Source organism: Sphingobium sp. B1D7B (assembly GCF_025961965.1).
GTDB lineage: Bacteria > Pseudomonadota > Alphaproteobacteria > Sphingomonadales > Sphingomonadaceae > Sphingobium.
Genome location: NZ_JAOQOR010000001.1, coordinates 3,073,161 through 3,099,574, shown reverse-complemented (window position 1 = coordinate 3,099,574; position 26,414 = coordinate 3,073,161). Strand labels below are relative to the sequence as shown.

The following is a 26,414-nucleotide window of genomic DNA, read 5'->3' as shown; positions in this document are numbered from 1 at the left end:
GTGCCCGTGCAGGTGCCGGGGCTTTCTTTTCCCATTTCTCAGGAGAGTAACATGACTCACGCGCTCAACACCGGCGGCGATCGCGGCTATCTTCGCATTGCGACCGAAGAGGCTTTTGCGACGGCCGAACAGCTCGACGCCTTTCTGAAGCTGGTCAAAGAGGGCCGGGCCGACAAGGCGACCACGTCGCTCTGGGGTTTCTACGGCACGTCGCCTTCCGAGCGGACCCAGTTCATTCGCGACCGGCTGCTCGATCTGGACGATCTGCGTATTCAGGCGATGGACGAGACCGGAATCGACGTCGCCATTCTCTCCCTGACATCGCCCGGTGGACAGGCATTCGAGACCGATGAAGCCAAGACGCTGGTCCGCAATGCCAACGACGTTCTGAAGGCCGCTTGCGAACGCCACCCGTCGCGCTATGTCGGCATGGTCTCCATCGTCCCTCAGGACGTGCAGTGGTCGGTCGAGGAAATCGCGCGCGGCAAGAATGAGCTGGGCTTCAAGGGCGTGATGGTCAACAGCCACACCAAGGGTCACTATCTGGATGAAGAGCAGTTCGACCCGATCCTGAAGGCCTGCGCCGACAATAATCTGCCGCTGTACATCCACCCGCAATCGCCGCCGGATGCAATGATCGCCGGCATGGTCGAGGCTGGCCTCGATGGCGCGATCTTTGGCTTCGGTGTCGAGACCGGCTATCATCTGCTGCGCATCCTGACGACGGGCGTGTTCGACCGCTATCCCAACCTGACCGTGTGCGTCGGCCATGGCGGCGAGGCGATCCCCTACTGGCTGTTCCGCATGAACTACATGCATCAGGCTGGCGTCCGCTCGAAGCGCTATGAGCGCCTCAAGCCGCTCAACCACGACCTGTTCCACTACATGCGCAACAATGTCTGCGTGACGACCAGCGGCATGGCCTGTCCGCTGGCGATCAAGCTGTGCATCGATCAGCTCGGTGAGGACCGAGTGATGTACGCAATGGATTATCCCTATGAATATGTCGCCGATGAGGTGCGCACGCACGACAATCTCGACATTTCTGCAGAAGCCAAGAAGAAGCTGATGCAGACCAATGCCGAGCGGGTCTTCAACCTGTGACGACTCCGCCGGTGTCGGGCCGGGTGACCGGCACCGCCTGGTATGCGCTGGCGTTGGTGGCTCTCACCAACGCCATGTCGCTGCTGGATCGCAACATCCTCGCCATTCTCGCGCCGCGCATCAAGGCGGACCTGCAGATTGGCGATGCCGAGCTGGGGCTGCTGTACGGAACGGTGTTCGCGCTGTTCTATGCGCTGTTCTCCCTGCCGCTCGGTCGCCTGTCGGACGGCTGGATTCGCACGCGTATCCTGGCCATCGCCATCGCCTTCTGGTCCTTCTCGAGCGGCCTCGCGGCCTTTGCGAGCGGCTTTGCGATGCTGGCGATTTCCCGGCTGGGCGTGGGCATCGGCGAGGGGGCAACGTCCCCCGCCGGCACATCCTTGCTGTTCGATTATTTCCCCAAGCACCGGCGCGGTCTCGTGATGGGCACGATTGCTGCCTCCATTGCCGTCGGCCTCGGCATGTCAAATGTCGTCGGTGGTGTCGCGGCGCAATGGTGGGAGACGCTGTATCCGGCGGGGCAAGCGCCGCTGCGCCTGGCAGGCTGGCAGTTCGCCTTTCTGGTTGCGTCCATTCCGGGCCTCGTCCTGGCCCTGCTGCTGTGGCACCTCAAGGAGCCTCAGCGCGGCGCGATGGATGGCATTGCGTCCCGGCCCGATCCGGCGCCGTTCCGCTCGAGCCTCGCGCTGCTCGGTGCGGTGACGCCCGGCACCAATTTGCTGAGCCTTGCCGCCAGCAAGGCCAGTGCCCGCCACTGGACCGCCAATATCGGCGTCATGGTGCTCGTGGTCGGCCTGATGACGCTGTTCGTGCATCTGGCTTCGGCCTTCTCGCCGCGCCCGGCGCTCAGTTTCGGTGGCGTGCCGCTCAATCCCCACATCCTGCAATGGGGTGTGATGGGCTTTGGCATCATCGTGATCTTCAACCTGTTGCAGCGGCTGGCGCTTGCCGATCCGCCGACCTATCAGGTGACGGTGCGCTCGCCGGCGCTGATGATCGCCATCGCGGTCGGTGCGCTGCAGACGGTGATCAATTACGGCATCATGGGCTTCACGCCCGCCTTCATCATGCAGACCTATGGCACATCGCCCGCAGAAACAGGCGTCACCTTCGGCCTGCTCTCGCTGGTGATCGGTGTGATCGGCCCGATGATTTCGGGGCCTCTGGCTGACTGGTTCGACAAGTCCATGCCGGCGACCGGGCGCGTGTATCTCACGCTGTTCGCGCTCGGCGTCTCGCCACTCATCGGGGTCTGGACCTATCATGCGCCGGACGCGTTCGGCTTCTACAGCCGCTTCGTGCTCTACAGCGTCATCCTCACCTGCTGGATGCCGCCGCTCTACTCGCTGATCTACGGACTTGTGCTGCCTCGCATGCGCGGCATCACCGCGAGCACCTATCTCATCATCTCCACCATTTTCGGCCTCGGCATGGGGCCTTATCTGGTCGGGATGATCTCGGATGCCACGGGTGATCTGCGCACCGCGATCCTCAGCGTCAACTGGATGGCGATTCCCATCATCATCCTGCTCGTCATTCTCCTCACCCGCATCCGCAAGGACGAGAGCCTCATTCTGGTCCGCGCCCGGGATGCAGGGGAGCCTGTCTGATGCTTTGGCCTGCTCACCATCCTCTCATTGTTGACTTTGTTCGAAATGGCGCTTTGTGTCATAAGAACTGAGTCGAGCCGCGCGGGGGACGTGCGCGGTGCAATGAGAGGATGACAAGAGCATGACGGACGAGAGAACTGTCGATTACGTGATCGTCGGAGCGGGCAGCGCGGGATGCGTTCTCGCCAACCGGCTCTCGGCGGATCGGGGCACGGAAGTCGTCCTGCTCGAGGCTGGCGGCGATGACCGCCCGACGCGGGAATTGAGCCAGTTCCGCTCCAACATGATGATCCATATCCCGATCGGTTTCGGCAAGACGCTGAACGATCCCAAGGTCAACTGGCTGTATGAGACCGAGGTCGACGAGGGCTCAGGCGGTCGCCCCCACAAATGGCCCAAGGGCAAGGTGCTCGGCGGCTCGTCTTCGCTTAACGGCATGCTCTATGTGCGCGGCCAGTCGGCTGACTATGATGGCTGGCGCCAGATGGGCAATGAGGGCTGGGCGTGGGACGACGTGCTGCCCTATTTCAAGAAGAGCGAAGACCAGACCCGTGGCGCCATGGAAGGTCATGCGCAGGGCGGTGAGCTGGCTGTCTCCGACTTCCCCGAGCATCACCCGATCAGCAAGGCGGTCATCGATGCCTGCGTCGAGGCCGGCTATGCCTATAAGGATGATCTGAACGACGGCGATCAGGAGGGGACCAGCTGGTTCCAGATGACCGCGCGCAACGGCAAGCGTTGCTCGACGGCGGTGGGCTTCCTCCATCCGGTCATGGACCGGGTCAATCTCACGGTCGAACTGCGCGCCATGACGACGCGCATCCTCTTCGAGGGCAAGCGCGCGGTGGGGGTTGAGTTCGTCCAGCATGGTCGCCTCCGCCGCGTGAAGGTGCGCAAGGAAGTGATCCTTGCCGCCGGTGCGGTCGAGAGCCCCAAGCTGCTGGAAATCTCCGGCATCGGGCAGGGCGGGGTCGTCCGGGAGCTGGGCGTGAAGCTGGTGCACGAGCTGCCCGGCGTCGGCGAGAACCTGCAGGACCACTATATGATCGGCTGCCAGGCGCGGCTGAAGCCGGGCACGCCGTCGGTCAATTCCATGGCCAGCGGCCTGCCGCTGATCGGCCAGGTGCTCAAATATGGCATGACCCGCAAGGGCCTGCTCTCCTACGCGGTGGCGCATGGCTGCACCTTCCTGCGCTCGCGCGAAGGGCTGGAGACGCCGGACATCCAGATCCACACCATGGCGGCGTCCATGGATCTGGAAGTGCTGAACGCCAAGCAGCAGCTGGCGTTGGAGAAGGAGCCGGGCATGGCCTCCAACCCCTGCCAGCTTCGCCCGGAATCGCGCGGGCACATCCACGCCCGCTCACCCGATGGCACGCAGGCCCCCAAGATCACGCCCAATTATCTGCAGGACCCGATCGACCAGCAGATGGCCGTCACGCAGCTCAAGATCATTCGCGAAATCTGGCAGCAGCCGGCGATCGCGAAATATCTGGCCGGCCCCGACCCCTTCGGCGAGACGGACGATCAGATGTTCTTCTATGCGCAGGTCGCCGGCGGCACGCTGTATCACGCGGTCGGCACGGCGCGCATGGGCAGCGACCCCAAGGCGGTGGTCGATGCGCGCCTGCGCGTCCACGGCGTTCAGGGCCTGCGCGTGGTCGATGCCTCGATCATGCCCAAGATCGTCTCCGGCAACACCAATGCCGCGACGATCATGATCGGCGAGAAAGGATCGGAAATGATTCTGGAAGACGCGAAGGAACTCGCACCAGCCTGAACGGGCCAGCGTGCGGCTTCAATGCTGAACGAAAAACGAAGCCGCCTGCGCGTCAGGCGGCTTCGGTCATTTCATGGAAGGCTTGCGCGATCAGCGTGAGCGACTTGGTGCGGGCCTGCGGATCGAATGCGGGGCTGTGGACGATCACCTCATCCACCCGCGTCCGCTGGACGAACTGGCGCAGGCCACGCGCGACATCATCGGCGGTGCCAAAGGCGCTGCATTGCATGACATGCCCCAGCATCGCGCTGAGCGATGGATCGAGGCTCGCGACATAATTCTCCACCGGCGGGGGTAGCTTGCCGGGGCGGCCGGTGCGCAGAGCGACAAAGTTCTGCATCATGGAGCTGGCGACATATTCCGCCTCCGCCACCGTGTCGGCAGCAACGACGCTCATCGCCGCCGCCGCATAGGGTTCGCGCAGAGAGGCGGAAGGGCGGAAATCGCGGCGATAGATGGTCAGCGCTTCATCCAGCAGATCGGGCGCGAAATGCGAGGCGAAGGCGTAGGGCATCCCCAAGGCCGCCGCGAGTTGCGCCCCGAACAGGCTGGAGCCCAGAATCCACATATCGATCTGCGCGCCGCGCCCGGGCACGGCGAGCAGGCCGAGGTCCGGCTGGCCGGTAAAGTGAGCGCGCAATTCCACCACGCTGCGGGGAAACTCCTCGGCCTCCTGCCGGGTGTCATGGCGGATGGCGCGGGCCAGTCGCCCGTCGGCGCCTGGCGCACGCCCGAGGCCGAGATCGACACGGCCGGGGAAGAGCGCGTCCAGCGTGCCGAACTGCTCGGCGATGATATAGGGCGAGTGGTTTGGCAGCATGATGCCGCCCGAGCCGACGCGGATGGTCTTGGTCGCTCGCCCGGCCTCGGCGATGATGAGCGCGGTGGCCGCTGCCGCCACGCCGGCCATGCCGTGATGTTCGGCGATCCAGTAGCGATGATAGCCGAGCGCTTCGGCATGGGCGGCGAGCGGGCCGACGCGCTTGATCGCATCGCCGGCGCTTTCGCCTTCGACAACGTTGACGAGGTCGAGGAAGCTGAGTTTGGTCATCGATCCAAGATGGGATCGGCATCCCCGCTACGCAACCGGTGGCAGGCGGGGCGTGTGGGAGTCAGGTGACGCGCCAGACCCACAATTTGATGCCCGCCTTGTAGCGCGCGCCCGAGCAGACGAAGATGCTGCGGTTCATCCAGTCATATTTGCCTTCCGGCGCGATGAATTCCGGCACGGTGCGGAAATAATAGTCCGCCGGATCGACCTCATCGCCCGCCGCCAGCCGCGCCATCACGTCGGGCGGGCCGTGGCGCAGGCCACGATTGCGGATCTGGATGACCACGCCGTCATCGGTTTGCAGCGCGTAAAGGGCATCGGCGACGGTGACGCCGTCCGGCCGGGTGAGCTGGAAGTCGGCGGCGTTGCCGAGCAGCTTGCCCTTGATTAATGGCCCTTCGACACGGCCGCCCTCGAAGATCGGGATGATGCGGCGGGTGCCGTCGACGGTGTTGCCGAGCGGCACCGGCGCGCCGAGATCGCCGCCGGCTTCATAGACGAATTCCAGGCCGGGCTGAATCATGAACGTGCTTCCTTGAGACTTGAAGTGTGAGGCGGCAGCCCCGGCGCCTAAATGCGCGCCGGGGCTGTGGCTGGATGATCGCTAGGGTCAGGCGGCTTCGCGTTCCAGACCGATCTGGTCCGCGCTGGCCCAGTTGCCGTGCAGGCCAAAGCGCAGCGCGAAGGGGATATGGATCGTGGCGACCGGTCCCTTCTCTATGTCCAGCGCTTCGAAGATCAGCAGGTCGCTCTTGTGGTCGGCCAGGCGATTGCAGACCTGCACGATCCAGCCGTCGCCTTCCGGCGCGTCCTTGGAGCGCGGCACGAAGGCAGGCTCCTGCAGCGAAGAGGTGGGGCCGCACCACCAGTGCTGCTCCTTGCCGGTCTGGTGGTCGATCAGGAACAGGCAATTCATCAGGAATCCGCCGGCGCTGCCGCCCTTGAGCTCGACCGGACGCTTCATGTCCATCTCCAGCATCCAGCCATAGCGATAGGGCAGGCCGGTGACGCGGTCGTCAATGCGGGGGAATTCGCCCGACGTTTCCGTGAGGCGAGTGACGCTGTCGAACTCGTCGCTATTGGACGCCATGTCGACCGTCCAGCGGGTGAGGTAGCTCGCCGCCTGCTGCGGGTTGAAGGGCGCACCATGCACATCCGGGAAGAAGGGGAACATGTTGTTTGCCGCTTCCGGCACGTCGATGTGGACCTTGGTGCCGTCCTGATAGGCGTTCATCACATGCGACGCGAAGCAATTGTCGCGCTTGAACCAGCGGATGTCTTCCTGCTTCACATCATCACGGCGCGGGATGATGCCGAGGTAGACGGGCAGGGTGGTGTCGAAGCCGAAGTGTGGAAGGCCCTTCTCCAGGCGCTCCCAGCTGCCGATTGAGGGCACGATGTGAAGGACCAGATAATCCTTGGTCACGCCGAAGTCGTGCATCATGCAATAATAGGGCGCCTTGAACCACAGTTCGCGGACCAGTTCGCCCTCAGGGCTGACCTCATACAGGCACACATCGTCGGAGCACAGGCCGCTTGCGGCATAGCCGATGGCGACCATGTTGCCCGTGTGCGGGTCGATCTTGGGGTGCGCGGTGAAGGTCTGTCCGGTCATCTTGCCGCCGAACTTCTCGAACCCGATGGTCTCCATCGTGTCCGGCTCCATGACGAGGGACGGGCTGTCCTCCTTCATGGCCCAGAGCTTGCCGGCGAACACGAAGGCGTTGGTGTTCGCGGTCGAGCGATACTCGCCCTTGACGGACTCATCGTCCGTCAGCGGATTGCGATAGGCACCGAAGAGCGCCTTGCCGGCTTCGTTCTCCAGCTTCCACTTGGCGGTCTTGGCCCAGCGCTGCTTGATGTCGCACTGGCCATCATGAATGTGGAAGCGCGTGATCATGCCATCGCCGTTGAAGCTGATGTCATCGCCCAGGCGGGGCGGGAATTGCGGGTCCGGCTGCACGCGGAAGAAGGCGCCATTCAGCTCGGGCGGAATCGTGCCCTCATGCACGAGATTCGGAATGTCGCATTCGATGCGCGACGGGCTGTTGAAACCTGTGAAAGCGGGGGTATTGGGGAATTGCGCCATAGCTTGCTCCTCTTGCGCAGGTTTGTATGCTATGCATACCAATTGGGCAATTCCCATTGCTTAATCAATGGCCGAACCGTTCCGGTTCTCGGGGGTAAAGATCTTGGAAGCACGCGCACGTCAACGTCCTCTTGTGGCCGCCAAGGGTGGTGGAAGTGCGACGCCATCGCCTGCGCCCGCGCAGATCGACGACGATATCGGCGCGATCGACGACATTATCGGGTTCCACATCCGCCTTGCCCATGGCGCGGCCTACCGCCATTTCACCGAGACTTTTTCCGAGCTTGGCCTGACGCAGAAGATGGTCTCCGTCCTCTGGCTGATCAGCGATCATCCGCACATCGCGCAGGCCGATATCGGCCGCCGTCTGCAAATGGACCGGGCGACGACGATGGCGATCATCAACCGGTTGGAAGCGCGCGGCCTGCTGGTGCGCGGCGCGTCCACGCTGGACCGGCGCCGGCAGACGCTCACGCTGACTGCGGACGGGCAGGCGGCCCTTAGCGAGGCGCGGCGCTGCATCGACGAGCATGAGCAATGGCTCAAGTCCCGTTTCACCAAGAAAGAAGCCACGTTGCTCATCGAGTTATTGCGCCGTATTCACGAGTAGATTCGGCCTTTGAGATCGCCGATGCGGTCCACTGCCTGGAGAGGAAAGCCCAACCATGTCATCGTCTGATCCTGTTGAGATCATTAATGAGTCGCCGATGTCCGTTCGGCAGTGGATTGTCGTGGTCTTGATGATCCTGCTGAACGCGCTGGACGGTTTCGACGTGCTGTCGAGCGCCTTTGCGGCGCCGGGCATTTCGGCGGAATGGGGCATCCCGCGCTCGGCGCTGGGCATCGTCCTCTCGGCCGAGCTGGTCGGCATGGGCTTCGGCTCGGTCATCCTCGGTGGTGTCGCAGACCGCATCGGCCGCAAGGACACGATGCTGATCTGCCTCGTCGTCATGGCGATCGGCATGTATCTGGCCCATGCCGCGACCGGCGTGACACTCCTGACAGTGTGGCGCTTCGTCACCGGCCTCGGCATCGGCGGGATGCTGGCAGCGACCAACGCCGTGACGGCGGAATCCACCAGCAAATCCTCGCGCAGCCTCGCCATGGCGCTTTACGTCATCGGCTACCCGATTGGCGGCGTGGTGGGCGGCTTTGCCGCGCAAAGCTGGCTGCTGGTGGAATATGACTGGCGCGCGGTGTTCATGTTCGGCGCCGTGGTGACCGCGATCATGATCCCGCTGGTCTTCTTCCTCGTGCCGGAGACGCCCGCATTCTACGCTGCGCGCCGGCCCGCAAACGCGATCGAGAAGGTCAACCGCTCGCTTCGCGCGCTGCGCAAGCGGACCATCGAGGCGCTGCCGCCATTGCGCACGGAGGGCCCGCAGCCCAAGGTGACCGACATCCTGTCCAAGCCGGGCCTGCGCAAGGTCACCTGGTTGCTGGCCTTCGGCTACATGTTCCACACGCTCACCTTCTATTATATCCTCAAGTTCGCAGTGCAGATCGTCGCGGATTCCGGCTTCTCGCAGGCCGATGCCGCCAGCACGCTCACCTGGGCCAATATCGGCGGTGCGATTGGTGGCGGTCTGTTTGGCTTCCTGCTCAAGAAGTGGGACATCAAGGGGCCGACGATTGCCATGATGATTGCCGGCGTGGTTGCGGTGGCATGGTTCGGCATGGGGCATGGCGAGCTGGGCGAATGGCGCGTGGCGGCATTCCTGTCGATGTTCTTCCTCAACGCGGCCATTGTGGGCTTCTATGCCGCCTTCGCGCGGGGCTTCCCGGCTTATGCCCGGGCCACGGGTACGGGCTTTGTCCTCGGCGTGGGGCGCGCTGGCGCGGCTGGCTCGCCCATCGTGGCTGGCCTGCTCTTCGACGTGCTTGGCAAGGGCGAGTTGCTCACCGTATCGCTCATCATGAGCCTTGGCTCGGTGTGCGCCATCTTCATGCTCCTGCTGCTGCCGATGCGTGATGGCGATGCGATTGCGCAAGCCGAAGCCAAGGCCTGAGATATGGGTCCGCCGCCCCCGTCTATGCGGGGCGGCGGATCGTCAGATACTGATGATGTGGCGAGAGCAGGCGGTCGAGACGGTCAGTCCGCCGTGACGCGGAGCACTTCATCCGGCCGGGCCAGCGCATAGAGCGAGAGGCCCGCAGCCTCAGCCCGGGCTGCCGCCATGCTGGTCGGAACCGAGATGGTTACAAGGGTGTGCGCGCCGGCCCGGACCGTTTTCTCCACGATCTCATAGCTGCAGCGCGCCGTGGAAAGCACGAAGCCGGCGTCCATCGTCCGCCCTGCGCGGGCCATGGCGCCGACGAGCTTGTCCAGCGCATTGTGCCGACCGACATCCTCGCGGGCCATCAGGATCGCCCCATCCGGTGCCACGAAGGCAGCGGCGTGCATCCCGCCTGTGACACGATTGCCCGGCTGATGCGCACGCAGGCCCTCCAGCGCGGCGAAGATCGCCGCTGGTGCGAGCGCCTCATGCGCGGCGACCCGGGGGAGGGCGCGCGAAACGGCTTCCAGATTATCGATGCCGCACAGGCCGCAACTCGACTCGGCCACGCGCGTGCGCACGCGCTCTTCAAGCTTTTCGAGCGCCAGGGAGGTGATGGTCGCACGCGCAATCCAACCGAGATCGGTCTCCACGATATCGATGCCGGTGACATCGCCCGGTTGCGCGGCCAGGCCCTCGGTCAGCGCGAAGCCGGTGATGAAGTCGTCCAGATCAAACGGACTGGCCATCATCACGGCATAGGAAAGGCCGTTATATTCCAGCGCGACCGGCACTTCCGGCGCAAAGGGGCGCGCGACCGGACGGCTGGAGCCATCCGGTCGAAGGGCGACGAGGTCAGCCGGCGTCGTTGTAGCCAGGATCGTTTTCATCCGCGCTCGCGAATTCGGTGGCCCGCGTCATGTGCGGCACCGGCCCATCCACCATGGCGATGGCGCGCGCGGCGAGCGGCGACATGTCGGCGGGGTCGACGGCCTTGATGCCCGCGAGCATCCGCGGATCCCAATACATCTTGATATGGTCGGCGGTGGCGAGGGCCGCCTGGTCGTGGCCCAACGCTTCAAAATTCCGCGCGATCTGGTTCGCCATGTAGATGAGGCGGCTGGCTTCCATGATGCTTACTCCGCCGCTTCAGCCGTGAGGCTGGCCACGATCCGCCGCGAGCGCTCGGACCAGCTGTTATAATCCTCCTGCCAATCGGTCGGGCCGTTGGAGGGCGTGATCTGGACAGCCGTCACCTTGTACTCGGGGCAGTTGGTGGCCCAGTCCGAATATTCGGTGGTCACGACATTGGCCTGCGTGGCGGGGTGGTGGAAGGTGGTGTAGACCACGCCCGGGGCAACCCGTTCGGTGATCGTCGCCCGCAGCGTCGTCTCGCCGGTGCGGCTGGAGAGCTTTACCCAGTCGCCATCCTTGAGGCCGCGATTCTCGGCATCCGTCGGATGGATTTCCAGCAGATCCTCAGGGTGCCAGGCGGTGTTGCCGGTGCGCCGTGTCTGGGCGCCGACATTATACTGGCTGAGAATGCGGCCGGTGGTCAGCAGCAGCGGGAAGCGCGGGCCGGTCTTCTCGTCCGTCGGTACATAATCGGTGACGACGAACTTGCCCTTGCCGCGCACGAAACCGTCCACATGCATGATCGGCGAACCCTCGTGGGTCTCGTCCTTGACCGGCCACTGCAACGATCCCTCGCGCTCCAGACGCGCCCAGGATACGCCTGCGAAGGACGGGGTGAGACGGGCGATCTCGGCCAGGATTTCGCTGGGATGCTCGTAGTTCCAGCCAAGCTCCATGGCATTGGCGAGAAGCTGCGTGATCTCCCAGTCGGCATAGCCATTGGCGGGCTCCATGACCTTGCGGACCGGCTGGATGCGCCGCTCTGCATTGGTGAAGGTGCCGTCCTTTTCAAGGAATGTCGAACCGGGCAGGAAGATATGCGCGTAGTTCGCCGTTTCGTTCAGGAACAGGTCCTGCACGATGACGCACTCCATCGCCTTAAGGCCCGCCGCGACATGCGCGGTATTGGGGTCGGACTGAAGGATGTCCTCGCCTTGGATATAGATCGCGCGGAACGTACCGTCGATCGCGGCGTCCAGCATATTGGGGATGCGCAGGCCCGGCTCGGCATCCAGGGTCACGCCCCAGTCCGCCTCGAACAGCTCGCGCGTTTCATCGTCGCTGATGTGGCGATAGCCGGGCAATTCGTGCGGGAAGCTGCCCATGTCGCAAGCGCCCTGCACGTTGTTCTGACCACGCAGCGGGTTCACGCCTACGCCGCGGCGCCCGATATTGCCGGTTACCATCGCAAGGTTGGCGATGGCCATCACCGTCGAGCTGCCCTGGCTATGCTCGGTGACGCCAAGGCCATAATAGATGGCGCCATTACCGCCAGTCGCGAACAGGCGGGCCGCGCCGCGCAATTCCTCGGCGGGCACGCGGGTGACGGGCTCCAACGTCTCAGGGCTGTTGCGCTCCTGCGAAACGAAGGCGGCCCAGTCCTGATACTCGTCCCAGTCGCAGCGTTCACGGATGAACGCTTCGTCGGCCAGGCCTTCGGTCACGATCACATGCGCCAGGGCGGTGAGCACGGCAACGTTGGTGCCGGGCTGCAGCGCGAGATGGTGCTGCGCGGCGATGTGCGGCGACTTGACCATGTCCGTCCGGCGCGGGTCGATGACGATCAGCTTGGCACCCTGACGCAGGCGGCGCTTCATCCGGCTTGCGAACACCGGGTGGCCGTCCGTCGGGTTGGCGCCGATGATCAGGATCACGTCGCTGTCCATCACGCTGTCGAAATCCTGCGTGCCGGCGGACGTGCCAAAGGTGGTCTTGAGGCCATAGCCGGTCGGCGAGTGGCAGACACGGGCGCAGGTGTCGGTATTGTTGGAGCCAAAGCCGGCGCGGATCAGCTTCTGGACGAGGAAGGTTTCCTCATTGGTGCAACGCGACGACGTGATGCCGCCCAATGCGCGCGCACCGTGGGCGGCCTTGATGCGCTTGAGTTCAGATGCGGCATAGGAAATCGCCTCGTCCCAGCTCACCACCTGCCAGGGATCGTCCACGCTCTTGCGGATCATCGGCTGGGTAATGCGGTCCTGATGGTTGGCATAGCCCCAAGCGAAGCGGCCCTTGACGCAGCTATGGCCGCGATTGGCCTTGCCGTCCTTCCACGGCACCATGCGCACCAACTGCTCACCGCGCATTTCCGCGCGGAAGGTGCAGCCGACGCCGCAATAGGCGCAGGTGGTGACGACGGCCCGCTCGGGCTTGCCGATCTCGACCATCGCCTTTTCCTGAAGCGTGGCGGTGGGGCAGGCCTGCACACAGGCGCCGCACGACACGCATTCGGAAGAGAGGAAATCGTCGGACGCGACACCCGCAGACACCATGGAGCCGAAGCCGCGGCCATCGATCGTGAGCGCGAAGGTGCCCTGCACCTCGTCACAGGCGCGCACGCAGCGCGAGCAGACGATGCACTTGCTGGGGTCGAAATCGAAATAGGGGTTGGACGTGTCCTTCTGGAGACCCAGATGATTATCGCCCGTGTAGCCATAACGTACATCGCGCAGACCGACGGCGGCCGCATTGTCCTGCAGTTCGCAGTCGCCATTGTCCGAGCAGGTCAGGCAGTCCAGCGGGTGATCGGAGATGTAGAGCTCCATCACGCCCTTGCGCAACTTCTGCAGACGCGGAGTCTGGGTGTGAACGGTCATGCCGTCCATCGCCGGCGTGGTGCAGGAGGCGGGGGTGCCGCGCATCCCGTCGACTTCGACCAGGCAGAGGCGGCAGGAGCCGAAGCTCTTCACGCTGTCCGTGGCGCAGAGTTTGGGAATGTCGCCGCCGCATTCGGCAGCCGCGCGCATCACGCTCGTGCCTTCCGGGACGGTGACGGAGCGACCGTCGATGGTCAGCGTGACCATCTTCTCCGATGTGGAAGCGGGCGTGCCGAAATCGGCCTGAGGTTCATAGCCCATGACGTTCAACTCTCTCCAGGTCAGCAGCAGTGTTGATATTAACAGGTTCGCGCGGCAATTGCACGGCGCGCGCGGAAATACGGTTGGCGAAGGCCTTCATCGAATGCACGCCCTCGCTCTTGAGGATGTCCAGCGCGTCGCCGGCCGCCGAGGCGGGCCACAGGCCGATCACCGGCAGGCTCTCGACATAAGCTGGGTATGGCGACAGGCGCTGCAAGAGGTCTTGCGGCAGATCGATGGCATCGCACGGCACGCTCAGCACGGCGGGGAGCCCGCGCGCCTGCGCTTCGAGCAAGGCCGCAGCGAGTCCGGCAAGCGGCCCCATATGCGGTGCGGGCTGGTCGGCAATGCTGGCCACACCGTCATGCTCACGCCCCACCACGATGGTCTGCGCGCTGTGAACGGCCACGGCGTCGATGGCATGGTCGATCAAAGCGCGACCATGGAAGGTCGCCACAGCCTTGTCGCTGCCAAAGCGCGTCGACTTGCCGCCAGCGATCACTGCGCCGAGAACGGCCGCGCGATCGATGGGAAGCAGGCCGACGCAGCAGCTCATTCAGCCGCCTCGGGGAGGCTCTGGCGGGCGCCGAAATCCTCGGGCCAGTGCTTGAGCGCGCTCATCACCGGATAGGGCGTGAAGCCGCCTAGAGCGCAGAGCGAACCGAACTTCATCGTCTCGCACAGATCTTCCAGCAGGACGATCTCATCCTCCAGGCTGCGCGGCGCGGTGGGGGCGTTGTGCATCTGCGGCAGACCCTCGAGCGTATCGCGCTGGCGCGGCACGCGCGCCATGATCCGGTCGATCAGTTCCTTGCCGCGTACCGAGCCGATGCGGCAGGGCGTGCACTTGCCGCAGCTTTCCGCCGCGCAGAATTCCATGGCGAAGCGCGCCATGCCGGCCATGTCGGCGCCCTCGCCGAACACGGTGATACCACCATGGCCGATCAGCGCATCGACGGCGGCATAAGCCTCATAGTCGAACGGAATGTCGAACTGGTCCGGGTGCAGATAGGCGCCGAGCGGGCCGCCGACCTGCGCGGCCTTCACCGGCGAGCCGTCGTCCGTGCCGCCGCCAATCTCGTTGACGAGCTGGCCGAGCGTGATGCCGAACGCCGTTTCGTAAAGGCCGCCATGCTTGATGTTGCCGGCAAGCTGGATCGGCATCGTGCCCCGCGAGCGACCCATGCCATAATCGGCATAGGCCTTGGCGCCCTCGGCCAGAATGTAAGGCACAGCCGCAAGGCTGAGCACGTTGTTGACAATGGTGGGCTTGCCAAACAGGCCGACCAGCGCCGGGATCGGCGGCTTGGCGCGCACTTCGCCGCGCTTGCCTTCCAGGCTGTTGAGCAGCGAGGTTTCCTCACCGCACACATAGGCGCCGGCGCCGACGCGAACTTCCAGCACGAACGGCGCAACGAGATGCGCGCTGCGGCGGATCGCTTCTTCCAGCTTGGCGATGGCGTGGGGATATTCCGAGCGGACGTAGATATAACCCTTGGTCGCGCCGGTCGCGAGGCCGGCAATCGCCATGCCTTCGATCAGGCAATAGGGGTCGCCCTCCATCAGCATACGGTCGGCGAAGGTCGCGCTATCGCCTTCGTCGGCATTGCAGACAATGTACTTCTGGTCCGCTACCGCAGCCGCGACGGTGCGCCACTTGATGCCGGTGGGGAAGCCGGCGCCGCCGCGACCGCGCAGTCCCGAGGCCACGACTTCCTCGACCGTCGCCTCGGCGCCGATCTCGCGGGCGCGGGCGAGGCCTTTCCAGCCGCCGGTCGCTTCATAGTCCGCAAGCTCGGTCGGGCGCGTCTTGCCGGCGCGGGCGAACGTCAGCCGCTGCTGCTTGGCAATGAACGGATGCTCGGCAATCACGCCGATGCCGAGCGGCGAGGAGCCGTCCAGAATCGCCGCAACATCATCGGCCGTCGCCGGGCCGAAGCCCTTGCCGTCGATCTCCACCAGCGGCTCCAGCCACTGCATGCCCCAGCTCGAAACCCGCTCGACGGTGGCGCCGGCCCTTGCGAAGGCATCGGCAACCGCGTCGGCACCGCAGGCGATGGCCAGCGCGTCGTCAGAAATGCGCACCATGACCATGTCAGGCAATCTCCCGGATCAGCTCGTCGAGCTTGGGCGCGTCCAGCCGGGCGTGAACGGCATTGCCGATCATCGCATTGGGGCCGACGCTGCACAGGCCGAGGCAATAAATGGTTTCGATCTTGACGCGCTCGCCGGCCGCGGCAACCGCGCCATCGACCAGAGCTTCGACGCCGCGTGCCTTGCAGGATTCCGCACGGCACAGCTTGAGCACCGGCGCTGCCTTGGGCTCGGCGGTGAAATCATGATAGAAGCTCACCACGCCATGCACTTCGGCGCGGCTCAGGTTGAGCGCGAGGGCGATCTGGCGCTTGGACGCCTCGTCCACGCAGCCGAACTCGGCCTGCACGTCATGGAGGATGGGGAGAAGAGGCCCTTCGCGGCGGCTATGGCTCGCGATGATCTCGTCCAGCCGATCGGCTTTGGCGTCTCTCATGCGCGCGGGTCTCCCAAGTCTTCTTTCGTTGCTGAAATTCGTTTGTGTTACTGCCTATTTTTTGCGCGGCTGGCAAGCGCAAACCGCTGGATCGCGTTGTTGCGAGAGGCTTGCAAAAGGCGGCGGGCGCGCATGGCCCGCGCGCTGGTCAGACTGGTGATGTGACGATCATGCCGGTGTAATCACGCGGCCGCTTTCAGTCCCGCCAGCCAGTCGCCGAGCATGGCGCGCCCGGCGGAGACGGCCCGAGGTCCGAGCCGATCATGGGCGGCGCGCAGGCTCACGTTGCAGCCGCCGGATTCCATCGCAGCTTCCGGCCATTCCTCCATCCATTGATAGAAGCGCGCATCCTCGCCCATTTCGGCATGGAATTGTAGGGCAAGTACATGTTGTCCGCGCCGGAAGGCCTGATGCGTGTAGCGGTCGCTGGACGCAAGCAGTTGGGTGCCTTCCGGCAGGGTGAACGTGTCGCCATGCCAATGCAGAACCTGCACGTCGACAAGATGAGAGAGCGGGCCGGTGCGGCCAGCATCGTTGACCTTGACCGAATGGAAGCCGACCTCCTTGACCGGACCGGGATAAACCTTCGCGCCGAGCGCCGCCGCGATCATCTGCGCGCCGAAGCACACGCCGAGCGTGGGGCGGTCGGCCGCCAGCCGCAGCGCCAGGCGGCGCAGCTGGCAGGCGATCCACGGATAGCGATCCTGCTCATACACCCCCATCGGCCCGCCCATCATGATGAGCAGATCGGGTGCTCGCAGGTCGAGCGTGGCGAAGGCGGGGTCGGTCACATCGATCCGATGGATCGCATAGCCGGCCGTTTCCACCGGCTCCCGATATCCCGCCATGCCCTCATGGGGGACGTGCCGAATCACAAGCGCGCGCTTCATCGTCATTGGCCTCTCGAAATGAGCGTCAGAGGCCGAGGCGCGACCAGAAGTCACTGGCACTGGCGAGGGGCGGCGAGTCGTGCGGGGCCGCAGGCGCCAGTCGCCAGCTTGGATGCGGAAGGGGCGTCAGCGCGCGGCCGGCTCGCTGGGCATGATTACGGTTACGGCGCGGGATGGAACGGATAGCCATATCGTTTCTCCAGTACGGAGCACGAAGCCGGCGTTGTCGCGTGGGATTCGTGCGCTTTAGCGGTTGGTGACGCGGAGCAAGCTGACAAACATCAAAAGCCGCGTTCCGGGCTGGAGGCGGCAGCGCCGCCCGTCATTCCGGACAAAAGGGGTTTAAGCCGGGAGGTGCGGCACCGGCAATCAAGCGATCTTTGCAGGGGTGATAGTTTAGCTCGGCAGGCCGCGCGGTCGTCTGCGCGTCAAAGCACGCCGAAGGTCCAGCCTTCCGTCCGCGCCAGTTCCGGCGTCAGCGCCTGTGGTGCCCACAGGGCCGGCTCGCGATGCACCAGCCGCAGCCAGGCCGCGCTGAGCAGCGCATCAGTCGCATGGTCGCTGTACCGGCCTGCGAACGGTACATGCGGCCCGCTGGCGAGACGCGCAAGGCAGGCATCCAGTTCGGCCTCGCGAACCTTGGTTTGGCCCTTGCGCTTGCCGGCGGCGAGCGCGGCAAGGCTGGTGTAAATTTCCACGATCAGACTGCCTGAGCCGGGGTCGGCGTCGAACGGCCAGATCGGCATGTCCGTCTGGATACGGTGCAGCACCCGCATCCCGGTCAGGCTGGATTTGCCGACCTGCGCGGCACCGACGAGGTTGAGGTTGCTGCAGGGATTGAGGCCCTGTGCCTGCTGGGCCAGCTCCGTCTGGCGCAGCCGCCCGCGTCCGCCGCCGAACAGATCGCCTTCCCGGCCCCCATGGCGCCGGAAATGTCGCGCGGCCTCCGCGTGATCGACAAAGGCGCCGGCCTCCAGATGGGGCTCTTCGGCACAGATGTCCTCGACCAAGGCCCAGAGCTGGCGGGCATCGTGTGGAGAACGATCCCAGCCGGGGAAGAAGGCACCCTTGTCTGCGAAGGGCAGGGACGGGCCGAGGTCGAGGCCGACGAGCGTGTCGCGTGGCATGTCGCGGCGCATCCAGTCGAGCACATCTTGACGTGACCAGATGTGGCCGGGGCGGACCAGCGCCGGGCCGGCATTGCTATCCGCGTCGCAGATGGCGACGGCGATGCCCGGCTGTCGCGGCCCCTGTGCGCCCGACCAGTCGATTGCGGCGAAATGGCGAAAGCGGCTCACGGGTGGCTGGCGGGATCAGTCACCGCGCAAGTCGCGCCGACGCTCATCCCACCAAGCGATGCGCTCGGCGATCCGCTTCTCGAATCCACGCTCGGTGGGGGCGTAGAAGGTCTGCGGCGCCATCTCCTCGGGCCAGTAATTGTCGCCGGAGAAGCCGCCTTCCACATCATGATCGTAGCTATAGCCCTTGCCATAGCCGATCTCCTTCATGAGCTTGGTCGGCGCATTGAGGATGTTCGCGGGCGGCATCAGCGATCCGGTTTGTTTGGCGCTGGCAAAGGCCGCCTTCTGCGCCTTGTAGGCGGCGTTGGATTTGGGCGCGGTCGCGAGATACAGGCAGGCCTGCACGATCGCCAGTTCGCCCTCAGGCGAGCCGAGGAATTCATAGGCGTCCTTCGCGGCGAGGCATTGGGTGAGCGCCTGCGGATCGGCCAGGCCGACATCTTCGCTGGCGAAGCGCACCAGCCGCCGCAGGACGTAAAGCGGTTCTTCGCCCGCGACCAGCATCCGCGCGAGATAATAGAGCGCGGCCTGCGGATCGGACCCGCGCAGCGCCTTGTGGAGCGCGGAAATCAGATTGTAATGCCCGTCGCGATCCTTGTCATAGACCGGCATCCGGCGGTGGAGCAGGGCGGCGAGACCCGCCGGATCGAGCGGCTCGGTCAGGCCGATGCCCTGCAGCGTCTCCACCTGATTGAGCAGGAAGCGGCCATCGCCATCAGCCGAGGCGACAAGCGCCGCGCGCGCATCGTCGGTCAGCGGCAGCGGTGCGCCGGTCAGGGCTTCCGCGCGGGAGATCAACGTATCGAGCGCGGTCTCGTCCAGCCGGCGCAGGATGAGCACCTGCGCGCGGCTGAGCAGCGCCGCGTTGAGGGCGAAGCTCGGATTTTCGGTGGTGGCGCCGACCAGCGTGACGGTGCCATCCTCGACATAAGGCAGGAAGCCATCCTGCTGAGCGCGATTGAAGCGGTGGATTTCATCCACGAACAGAAGCGTGCGCTGCCCGGCGCGGGCGGCGTCGCGCGCGGCGGCAAAGGCAGCCTTGAGGTCCGCCACGCCGGAAAAGACCGCGGAGATCGGCGCAAAGCGCATGTCCACCGCTTCGGCCAGCAGTCGCGAAAGCGTGGTCTTGCCGGTACCCGGCGGCCCCCACAGGATCATTGAGGAGAGCCGTCCCGCCGCGACCATCCGCCCGATGGCACCGTCAGTACCGGTGAGATGGTCTTGCCCGACCACGTCATCGAGCGTGCGCGGGCGCAGACGGTCGGCCAGCGGCGCATCCGCACGAGGCTCGGCAGGGCTGGAGGCGGCGGCAAGGCCGCCGAAGAGATCAGACATGCGGACTCATATAGGTCGGCCCCTCACCGGTTGCACGGGCCAGCGTGCATCGGACTGCAGGCCATTCGCAGGCACGCTCAAAAAAAATGAAAACGGGGCCTTGTGGAAATCAGTCTAAGATATATCTTAGATCAATCTGAAATTTAGAAGGATTGAATCTTTGATGTTTGACACAAGTACACATGGACGGTGCGGCCCGAATGGGCACCGTCACGCGCTCAAGGCCATGATGGGCCGGGGCGGTCGTTTCGGCGGCGGCTGGGGCGGCGCAGAGTGGGACGGGCAGGGCGGCCATGGCGGTCCGCGCGGCGGCCGTCGCGGACGCGGACGCCTGTTTGATGGCGGCGAGTTACGACTCGTGTTGCTCAAGTTGATCGGCGAGGGGCCGCGCCACGGCTATGACCTCATCCGTGCGATCGAGGAGCTGACCGGCGGCGCTTATGCGCCCAGCCCCGGCGTCGTTTATCCCACGCTCACCCTGCTGGCGGAAATGGACCTCATCGCCGACAGCGAGAGCGAAGGGGCGCGGAAGCTGTACGCGATTACCCCCGCAGGAGAGGCCCATCTTGCCGAGAAGGCTGACGAGATCGGCGGCCTGATGGACCGGTTGGCCGGCCTCGGCGCCGAGCAGCATCGATCGAACAGCGGCCCGGTCCGCCGCGCCATGGGCAATCTCAAGACGGCTCTGATGGGCCGGCTGCGCGAAGGCGAGACCACAGACGATCTGCCGCATGAGATCGCCGCGATTCTCGATGAGGCAGCGCGGAAGATCGAGCGGTTGTAAGACTGCACAGCATAATTCCAATCGCCCCACCGCCGGACGGTGGAGCCACCAACAGAAAGACAATGTCATGAACAGCGCAACAGCCAAGGTGCCCACGCAGAGCGGCAGCCGCTACCTCCAGCAACTGTGCAAGCACTGGTCGCACAACCTCAAGGTGGAGTTCACACCCGAGCGCGGCACGATCGTGTTTCCGCGCGACGCGCGCGGCGCCGATTGGCCTGCCGACGCTCTGGTGACGATGGTCGCGCAACCCGACACGCTCGACGTGACCATCGACGCCAGCAGCCCGGAGCATCTCGAAGGCCTCAAAAACACGGTCGCCCGCCATCTCGATCGCTTCGCGTTCCGTGAGGCGCCGCTCAGCTTCCCCTGGTCTTGAGAGTTCGAACCGGCGCGATCAGTCCGCCGGTTCGGTCTTCAGTTCTGCAAGAGCGGCTGCGATCTGCGCCGTGCCATAAGGCTTGGTGACGATCGGCACGGCGTGGAAGCGCGAGGAATCCAAGCCGCTGCCATAGCCTGTTGCAAAGACGAACGGGATGCCGCGCTCGGCGAGAGCCCTGGCGACCGGCTCGCTGGTCTCCCCGCCCAAATTATAATCGAGCATGGCGACGTCGAGCGGGACGGTCGCACAGGCGCGCAGGGCAGCGGTGACGCTGGAGGCGACCTCGACCTTCTCGGCGCCGAGTTCCATCAACGCGTCCTGCCCGTCGAGCGCGATGATGAGGCTGTCTTCCACCAGCAGCACGCGCTGTCCGGCCAGCGGCAGCTTCGCCGGCTCGCGCAGATCGGCAGACGCGCCGTCCGTCGCATCGGTCCGGTCCTCAGGCGCGACGCCGGCCACGAAACGGGAGGGAATGCAGAAATGCGCCTTCACACCGCTCAGTCGGTAGTGAATCTTGGCATCGCCCCCGAGATCGTGAGGGACGGTCTTTTCGATCACCGTCGATCCAAAGCCGCGGCGCGAGGGCGGGGTGACCGCCGGCCCGCCGAGTTCGGACCAGTCGATCAACAGGCTGCCATCCTCGTCCTGCTGCCAGCTGATCAGCACCGTGCCGCTATCGGAGAGCGCGCCATATTTGGCGGCATTGGTCATGAGCTCGTGGAAGACCAGCGACAGTACGGTGAAGGCAACCGGCTGCAGCAGGATGTTGGAGCCTTTGGTCTCCACATTGGTCCGCTTGTCGCGCAGGAAGGCATTGGCCTCGATGTCGATAAGATCCCGCAACCGCGCCGGACACCAGCGATCGCGCGTCACCTGATCGTGCGCACGGGCGAGCGCCTGCAGGCGATCGTCCAGATTGCGCGTGAAATCCTCAACGCTGGCCGCCCCGTCGCGGGTCTGCGACACGAGGCCGCGAATGAGCGAGAGGATATTGCGCACGCGGTGATTGAGCTCGGCGATCAGCAGCTCCTGCCGCTCCTGCGCACGCTGCCGCTCCTCGCCTGCGCTCTCGGACAGGCGGATGAGCACTTCCAGCATCCCGACCCGCAGCGCTTCGGCAACGCGGCGCTCGACCGTGGTGAATGGCAGGCTGCGGCCCTTCACCAGTTGCGACCAGCTTTCGAAGCTTTTGCGCGGGGTGAGCCGGTCGCCATTGGGTCCGAGTTCGACCGGCTTCTCCGGGTTGCCGCCCCAGCGCACCGAGCGCATCTGTTCGCTGCGGAAGAAGACCACATAGTCACGCGGCTTGCGTGACAGCGGGATGGCGATGAGGCCGGCGGCGACATCCGCATAGGCAGTCGCCTCGGGCAGGACGGATGAAATGCAGTCCGTCGCGAAGACCTCGCCGTGCGAAAGCTGATTGAGGATGGAGACGAGGCTTATGAACTGCTCGCGCGAGGGCGTCAGGCCACTCAGCGAGACAGAGCCGTCAACATAAGCCCCGACGCCATCGGCGGGAATGGTATCGAACACAACCTCGCCGAGCCAGTCCGCGTCCCGCAGCAGGTCGCCATCCTGCGCGATGGAGGCCATCAAGCGATCGGTGGCGCCGCGTGCGCGCGACTCATAGCCGGCATTCTCGCTGCGTTCCCGGCTCTCGAGCATCAGCGAGAAGATCTGGCCGAACAGTTCGGCGGCCGTACGCATGGCGAGGCCAGGCAGGCGCGGCTGATAATGGTGGCAGGCGAAGAGCCCCCAGAGCTTGCCTTCGACGATGATCGAGATCGATAGCGACGCGCTGACGCCCATGTTGCGCAGATACTCGACATGGATGGGCGAAACCGCGCGGAGCAGGCAGAGCGACTGGTCGAGGACCGCGCCGCTGGGATCGGTCTGCGGCACGATCGGCACCGGCTCTGCATTCACATCAGCGATGATGCGGAACGGATTGCGCACATAGAGCTGGCGCGCTTGTGCCGGAATATCCGACGCGGGGTAATGCAGGCCAAGGAAGCTGTCGACGCCAGCGCTCAGCGCCTCGGCAACGACCTCGCCCGAGCCTTCGGCATCGAAACGATAGACCATAACGCGGTCGAAACCGGTGATCGCCTTCACCTGCCGGGCGCTCTCGCGAATGAAGGAGGTGAGCGTATCGGCCTGGGCGAGGCGCGACATGAGCGTGCGGACCAGCGTCGCCGCTTCGCCTGGATCTTCGAGCGCGGGCTCGCATTCGATGACGATGCTGTTGCCCGAGAAATGCACGGCGACATCGTAGAGCTTGCCATCATCGAACAGCGGCTGCGAGAATAGGCGCTCCACGGAATCATTGCCGCGCAGCATCGAGATCCGGTTGCGGATGTCATGCTGAGCAGCGGGCGTAATGAGATCGGTGAGCTTGGAACCCAGCAGCGCATCCGCCGATTTGCCCGTGAACGCGGCGATATTGTCCGAGACGCGACCGATCATCCAATCGGCGCTCACCGCGAGCAGGAAACCGAATGGCTGGATCGTCCCGAGAATATGGATCGGTTCGCGGTCGCAGTTGGTGAGATCGACCCGAAAGCCGGCAGGATCATTGGCCAAGTCTGGCTCCCATCGCGATGGCGCAATTTCGGTAAAGGGCGAAGGTCCGGGTCGCTGCTGCGCGGGTTTCCCGCTGCCAGACGGGGCCGTGAGTCAGGGCCTGATCTTCCAGAGCGGCGATGAAGGCGCGCCACGCGCCTTGGGGATGCACGGCGCTCAGATATTCACGCGGAAGATCGTCAGGCACGCGGCGTGCGAGCATCGCGCCGCCAAGGCGGGAGCCTTCCGTCACATAGGCGGCACCCCAATGAGCCGCCGTGCTCGGGGCCCATGTCAGCGGCTCGGCCTCGGGAACGGCCTGGCCCAAGGCGTTCAAGTCGGTTGTAAGGGCCTGTACGCGCGCGGCCGTGTCGATACTCGGCGAGGCTGAGCGCAGCCAGCGCTCGAGCGGCACCAGCGCCGCTGCATGGGCTGACAGAAAACGGCCGTAACTCGCACGGCTCGTCAGATCGAACTGGCTGAACAGGCTGTCGACTTCGTCGTGGTCAGCACGCGTCTCTTTCTTCAGGACTTGATGGAAGGCCACTGGCTGAGCCGCGGCTGTTGTCGGGATTTCCGCCACGCCGGGATCAGTATCGAAAGACATTGCCGTGAATTTACAGCGCGTGCCGGCAATATACAACGCGTGATCTTGCGAGCCGCGGCGAAAGGAATGGCGCAATTCGGGGCAGGGGCGGCCTTTGTCTCATCGGACACATAACGCGCCGAGAGATGAACGGTTGCAGGCCGTCACACTCGGTCTTCGTCGCCGTGTGCTCAGCCGGCCCGGCGTTTCGCCAAGCCGCAATATGTTTCGATCATCGCGGCGTTCACCTGATCCCATTTGTAATCCTGCACCCGCAGATGCCCGGCTTGCCCCGCCGTTGCGCGCAAGGCAGGATCTTCGATGAGACGCTGGATGGCGTCGGCATAAGCCTGCACGTCGCGCGGCGGAACGAGGAAGCCGGTCTCACCGTCCGCGACCAGATCAATCGCGCCTGTGGCGCGGGCAGCGACCACCGGCACGCCCGCCGCCATGGCTTCGGTCGTCACATTGCCAAAAGTCTCGGTGACCGAGGGCATGAAGAAGATATCCATGCAGGCGGCCGCCCGACCGAGATCGTCGCCGCCCTGAAAACCCGCAAACACCGCCTCCGGCACCCGCTCGGCAAACCACTGGCGCGCGGGTCCTTCACCGATCACCAGCACCCGGTGGCGAACGCCGCGCGCCTTGAGCGCCGCGATCACATCGGCAAAGACGCCCAGGCCCTTTTCCAGAACAAGCCGCCCCAAGAACCCGATGGCGATCTCGTCATCGGCGATGCCGAGCGAGCGCCTCCAGCCATTGTCCCGCCGCTGCGGGTTGAACCGGGCATGATCGATGCCGCGCGACCAGATGCCGATCGGCGTCGTCACGCCCCATTCGCGCAGCAGCGTCGCCATGCTGCCGCTCGGCACCATCACCTGATCGACGCGATTGTAGAAGCGGGTCTGCAGGCGCACCAGCAACGGCTCGATGAAGCCAAGGCCATAATAGCGCGGATAGGTTTCAAAGCGGGTGTGCAGGGAGGCGACACAGGGAATGCCCTCCCGCCGCGCCCAACTCGATGCGCGATGCCCCAGAATGTCCGGCGCTGAGACGTGGACGATATTGGGGGCGTAAGCCGCAAGGTCCGCCCGAGTCTGCGCTGAAAGCCCCTTGGCGAGCCGATATTCGCCCCGGCCGCCCGGCATGGACCAGCTCGGCACCGACACCAGCTCGCCAGCCGGCTCGAACGCCGGCGGATCGATGGTGGGCGAATAGACACGCACGCTGGCGCCGCTCGCGAGCGCAGAGGCCATCAGATTGTTGAGAGCCTGATTGGCGCCATCGCGGACGTAATTATAGTTGCCGCTGAACAGGGCAATGCGGAGGTCGCTGGGGAGCATCGAGGCCCTATAGCGAGGCGGGCCGCGCGGTCAAAGTGCCGCCGCACGATCGGCAGGAACTTGTCCGTCCGTTGTTGCACTGGCGCGACTCATCGGTGTCGTGCCATGACAGGACATGGACGAACCCTTGCTTTCCCTTTCCGTCGATGCGCTGCTGGTCGGCGCGCCCGCCTTGCTGGCGCCGGGCGTGATGAGCGCCATGGGCAAACGCGCGGTGCGCGGGCCTGTCCGGATCGGCTGGCTGGGGCTGGAGGGCGATAGCGTCGCCGACCCCCTTCGTCATGGCGGGCATGACAAGGCCGTCCATCTCGTGCCGCACGAGCATTATGCCTGGTGGCGCGGCGTGCTGGACGATCATCCGCTGCTCGACGCACCGGGTGCGTTCGGCGAAAATCTCGCGACGCGCGGGGCCACCGAAGCCAATCTGTGCTTGGGAGACCGGTTCGCGCTGGGCAGCGCTGTGCTGGAGATCAGCCACGGCCGCCAGCCCTGCGCCAAGCTCAACGCGCGCTTCGGCCGCAAAGACGTGCTGGGTCAGGCCATCGCGAGCGGCCATTGCGGACTCTATCTGCGCGTGATCGAGCAGGGTGAGGCCAAGGCGGGCGATGCGATGATCCTGCTGGAGCGCCCCTTGGAAGACTGGCCGATTGCGCGGGTGTTCAACCTGCTGATCGCAGGCGGACATAAGGCCGATCCGGCAGGCGTCGCACAATTGGCCGAGACCCGCGTCCTCGCCGACGCGTGGCGGGTGCGGGCGGAAAAGCTGGCGCGCTGAGCGACGCGTTGGAGCGCACGCCTGATTCATGCTGGCTGTGCGAGCGGCCATTGGGCGCATGCATCGAATGGCATCATCCCGTGCCCAAGGCCAAGGGCGGCCGAGAGACGGTGCCGCTGCACCCGATCTGCCATCGCGCGATCCACGCGCATTTCAGCAATGGCCAGCTGGCGCGCATGGGGCGCGATCAGGCGGCGTTGCGCGGCGATCCCGCGCTCGCCGCGTTTCTGCGCTGGGTCGCCGGCAAGCCGGCGGACTTCCACGCGCCGACGCGCAAGCCCCGCCGTTAAGGGGCGAGGCCTG

The 26,414-nt window shown here is 65.0% G+C and carries 25 protein-coding genes; 9 read left to right on the top strand and 16 right to left on the bottom strand.

Going from position 1 to position 26,414, the window contains the following annotated elements:
- Positions 1-51 precede the first annotated feature (51 nt).
- The 3 genes from M2336_RS14525 to M2336_RS14515 all read left to right on the top strand — a co-directional run bounded on the left by M2336_RS14525 (position 52) and on the right by M2336_RS14515 (position 4,494).
- A complete protein-coding gene (locus tag M2336_RS14525) occupies positions 52-1,104 on the top strand; it encodes an amidohydrolase family protein (protein WP_264570604.1) in 1,053 nt (350 codons plus the stop codon).
- Positions 1,101-2,714 carry an MFS transporter gene (locus M2336_RS14520; RefSeq protein WP_264573037.1) on the top strand — a complete coding sequence of 538 codons (1,614 nt, stop codon included), beginning with the start codon at positions 1,101-1,103 and terminating at the stop codon, positions 2,712-2,714. Before M2336_RS14525 ends, M2336_RS14520 begins: the two co-directional genes overlap by 4 nt.
- A 121-nt stretch (positions 2,715-2,835) precedes the next feature.
- On the top strand, positions 2,836-4,494 hold the full coding sequence (locus M2336_RS14515; RefSeq protein ID WP_181559906.1) for a GMC family oxidoreductase: 1,659 nt from the start codon (positions 2,836-2,838) through the stop codon (positions 4,492-4,494).
- Positions 4,495-4,546: 52 nt separating this feature from the next.
- On the opposite strand, the gene M2336_RS14510 is transcribed toward M2336_RS14515, so the two are convergent.
- The 3 genes from M2336_RS14510 to M2336_RS14500 all read right to left on the bottom strand — a co-directional run bounded on the left by M2336_RS14510 (position 4,547) and on the right by M2336_RS14500 (position 7,634).
- The gene (locus M2336_RS14510) at positions 4,547-5,545 is read right to left on the bottom strand and encodes an LLM class flavin-dependent oxidoreductase (RefSeq protein ID WP_264573036.1); all 999 of its coding nucleotides are present in this window, start codon (positions 5,543-5,545) and stop codon (positions 4,547-4,549) included.
- Positions 5,546-5,606: 61 nt separating this feature from the next.
- On the bottom strand, positions 5,607-6,068 hold the full coding sequence (locus M2336_RS14505) for a DUF3237 domain-containing protein (RefSeq protein ID WP_181559904.1): 462 nt from the start codon (positions 6,066-6,068) through the stop codon (positions 5,607-5,609).
- A gap of 87 nt (positions 6,069-6,155) precedes the next feature.
- A complete protein-coding gene (locus tag M2336_RS14500; RefSeq protein ID WP_264570600.1) occupies positions 6,156-7,634 on the bottom strand; it encodes a carotenoid oxygenase family protein in 1,479 nt (492 codons plus the stop codon).
- 67 nt (positions 7,635-7,701) lie between these two features.
- Here M2336_RS14500 and M2336_RS14495 point away from each other — a divergent pair, with 67 nt between their 5' ends.
- Together M2336_RS14495 and M2336_RS14490 are read left to right on the top strand one after the other, a co-directional pair.
- Positions 7,702-8,244, top strand: a complete 543-nt coding sequence (locus tag M2336_RS14495) for a MarR family winged helix-turn-helix transcriptional regulator (RefSeq protein ID WP_181559902.1) — start codon at positions 7,702-7,704, stop codon at positions 8,242-8,244.
- Positions 8,245-8,341: 97 nt separating this feature from the next.
- Positions 8,342-9,643 (top strand): MFS transporter, encoded by a 1,302-nt coding sequence (locus M2336_RS14490; protein WP_264573035.1) that lies wholly within the window; start codon positions 8,342-8,344, stop codon positions 9,641-9,643.
- 83 nt (positions 9,644-9,726) lie between these two features.
- Here M2336_RS14490 and fdhD read toward each other — a convergent pair whose 3' ends face one another.
- The 10 genes from fdhD to M2336_RS14440 all read right to left on the bottom strand — a co-directional run bounded on the left by fdhD (position 9,727) and on the right by M2336_RS14440 (position 19,679).
- Positions 9,727-10,521 carry a formate dehydrogenase accessory sulfurtransferase FdhD gene (gene fdhD / locus M2336_RS14485; RefSeq protein WP_264573034.1) on the bottom strand — a complete coding sequence of 265 codons (795 nt, stop codon included), beginning with the start codon at positions 10,519-10,521 and terminating at the stop codon, positions 9,727-9,729.
- A complete protein-coding gene (locus tag M2336_RS14480) occupies positions 10,487-10,762 on the bottom strand; it encodes a formate dehydrogenase subunit delta (RefSeq protein ID WP_264573033.1) in 276 nt (91 codons plus the stop codon). Before M2336_RS14480 ends, fdhD begins: the two co-directional genes overlap by 35 nt.
- A 5-nt stretch (positions 10,763-10,767) precedes the next feature.
- On the bottom strand, positions 10,768-13,623 hold the full coding sequence (fdhF, locus tag M2336_RS14475) for a formate dehydrogenase subunit alpha (RefSeq protein ID WP_264573032.1): 2,856 nt from the start codon (positions 13,621-13,623) through the stop codon (positions 10,768-10,770).
- Positions 13,613-14,179, bottom strand: coding sequence for a molybdenum cofactor guanylyltransferase (locus M2336_RS14470; RefSeq protein WP_181559898.1), 567 nt, complete (start codon positions 14,177-14,179; stop codon positions 13,613-13,615). The genes fdhF and M2336_RS14470 overlap by 11 nt, the downstream gene beginning before the upstream one ends.
- Positions 14,176-15,717: an NADH-ubiquinone oxidoreductase-F iron-sulfur binding region domain-containing protein gene (locus M2336_RS14465; RefSeq protein WP_264573031.1), complete on the bottom strand. Its 1,542-nt coding sequence runs from the start codon at positions 15,715-15,717 to the stop codon at positions 14,176-14,178. Before M2336_RS14465 ends, M2336_RS14470 begins: the two co-directional genes overlap by 4 nt.
- Position 15,718: 1 nt before the next feature.
- Positions 15,719-16,153, bottom strand: a complete 435-nt coding sequence (locus M2336_RS14460) for an NAD(P)H-dependent oxidoreductase subunit E (protein ID WP_264573030.1) — start codon at positions 16,151-16,153, stop codon at positions 15,719-15,721.
- A 182-nt stretch (positions 16,154-16,335) separates the two neighbouring features.
- The gene (locus M2336_RS14455; protein ID WP_264573029.1) at positions 16,336-17,043 is read right to left on the bottom strand and encodes a glutamine amidotransferase; all 708 of its coding nucleotides are present in this window, start codon (positions 17,041-17,043) and stop codon (positions 16,336-16,338) included.
- A gap of 25 nt (positions 17,044-17,068) precedes the next feature.
- The gene (locus M2336_RS14450) at positions 17,069-17,233 is read right to left on the bottom strand and encodes a hypothetical protein (protein ID WP_264573028.1); all 165 of its coding nucleotides are present in this window, start codon (positions 17,231-17,233) and stop codon (positions 17,069-17,071) included.
- Positions 17,234-17,471: 238 nt separating this feature from the next.
- Positions 17,472-18,341, bottom strand: coding sequence for a hypothetical protein (locus tag M2336_RS14445; protein ID WP_264573027.1), 870 nt, complete (start codon positions 18,339-18,341; stop codon positions 17,472-17,474).
- A gap of 15 nt (positions 18,342-18,356) precedes the next feature.
- Positions 18,357-19,679: a replication-associated recombination protein A gene (locus tag M2336_RS14440; RefSeq protein ID WP_264573026.1), complete on the bottom strand. Its 1,323-nt coding sequence runs from the start codon at positions 19,677-19,679 to the stop codon at positions 18,357-18,359.
- A gap of 226 nt (positions 19,680-19,905) precedes the next feature.
- On the opposite strand from M2336_RS14440, the gene M2336_RS14435 reads away from it, so the two are divergent.
- The gene (locus M2336_RS14435) at positions 19,906-20,463 is read left to right on the top strand and encodes a PadR family transcriptional regulator (protein ID WP_413715977.1); all 558 of its coding nucleotides are present in this window, start codon (positions 19,906-19,908) and stop codon (positions 20,461-20,463) included.
- 67 nt (positions 20,464-20,530) lie between these two features.
- Complete coding sequence (locus M2336_RS14430) at positions 20,531-20,842, top strand: DUF2218 domain-containing protein (RefSeq protein WP_264573025.1); 312 nt, start codon at positions 20,531-20,533, stop codon at positions 20,840-20,842.
- An 18-nt stretch (positions 20,843-20,860) separates the two neighbouring features.
- Here M2336_RS14430 and M2336_RS14425 read toward each other — a convergent pair whose 3' ends face one another.
- The 3 genes from M2336_RS14425 to M2336_RS14415 all read right to left on the bottom strand — a co-directional run bounded on the left by M2336_RS14425 (position 20,861) and on the right by M2336_RS14415 (position 25,336).
- Positions 20,861-23,428 carry an HWE histidine kinase domain-containing protein gene (locus tag M2336_RS14425; RefSeq protein WP_264593159.1) on the bottom strand — a complete coding sequence of 856 codons (2,568 nt, stop codon included), beginning with the start codon at positions 23,426-23,428 and terminating at the stop codon, positions 20,861-20,863.
- The gene (locus tag M2336_RS14420) at positions 23,418-24,050 is read right to left on the bottom strand and encodes a biliverdin-producing heme oxygenase (RefSeq protein ID WP_264573023.1); all 633 of its coding nucleotides are present in this window, start codon (positions 24,048-24,050) and stop codon (positions 23,418-23,420) included. The genes M2336_RS14425 and M2336_RS14420 overlap by 11 nt, the downstream gene beginning before the upstream one ends.
- Positions 24,051-24,184: 134 nt before the next feature.
- Entirely contained in the window at positions 24,185-25,336 is a 1,152-nt protein-coding gene (locus M2336_RS14415; protein WP_264573022.1) for a glycosyltransferase family 4 protein, read from the bottom strand.
- Positions 25,337-25,451: 115 nt separating this feature from the next.
- Here M2336_RS14415 and M2336_RS14410 point away from each other — a divergent pair, with 115 nt between their 5' ends.
- Together M2336_RS14410 and M2336_RS14405 are read left to right on the top strand one after the other, a co-directional pair.
- Positions 25,452-26,111: an MOSC domain-containing protein gene (locus M2336_RS14410; RefSeq protein ID WP_264573021.1), complete on the top strand. Its 660-nt coding sequence runs from the start codon at positions 25,452-25,454 to the stop codon at positions 26,109-26,111.
- Positions 26,112-26,119: 8 nt separating this feature from the next.
- Positions 26,120-26,401, top strand: coding sequence for an HNH endonuclease (locus M2336_RS14405; RefSeq protein WP_413715939.1), 282 nt, complete (start codon positions 26,120-26,122; stop codon positions 26,399-26,401).
- The last annotated feature ends 13 nt before the right edge of the window (positions 26,402-26,414 follow it).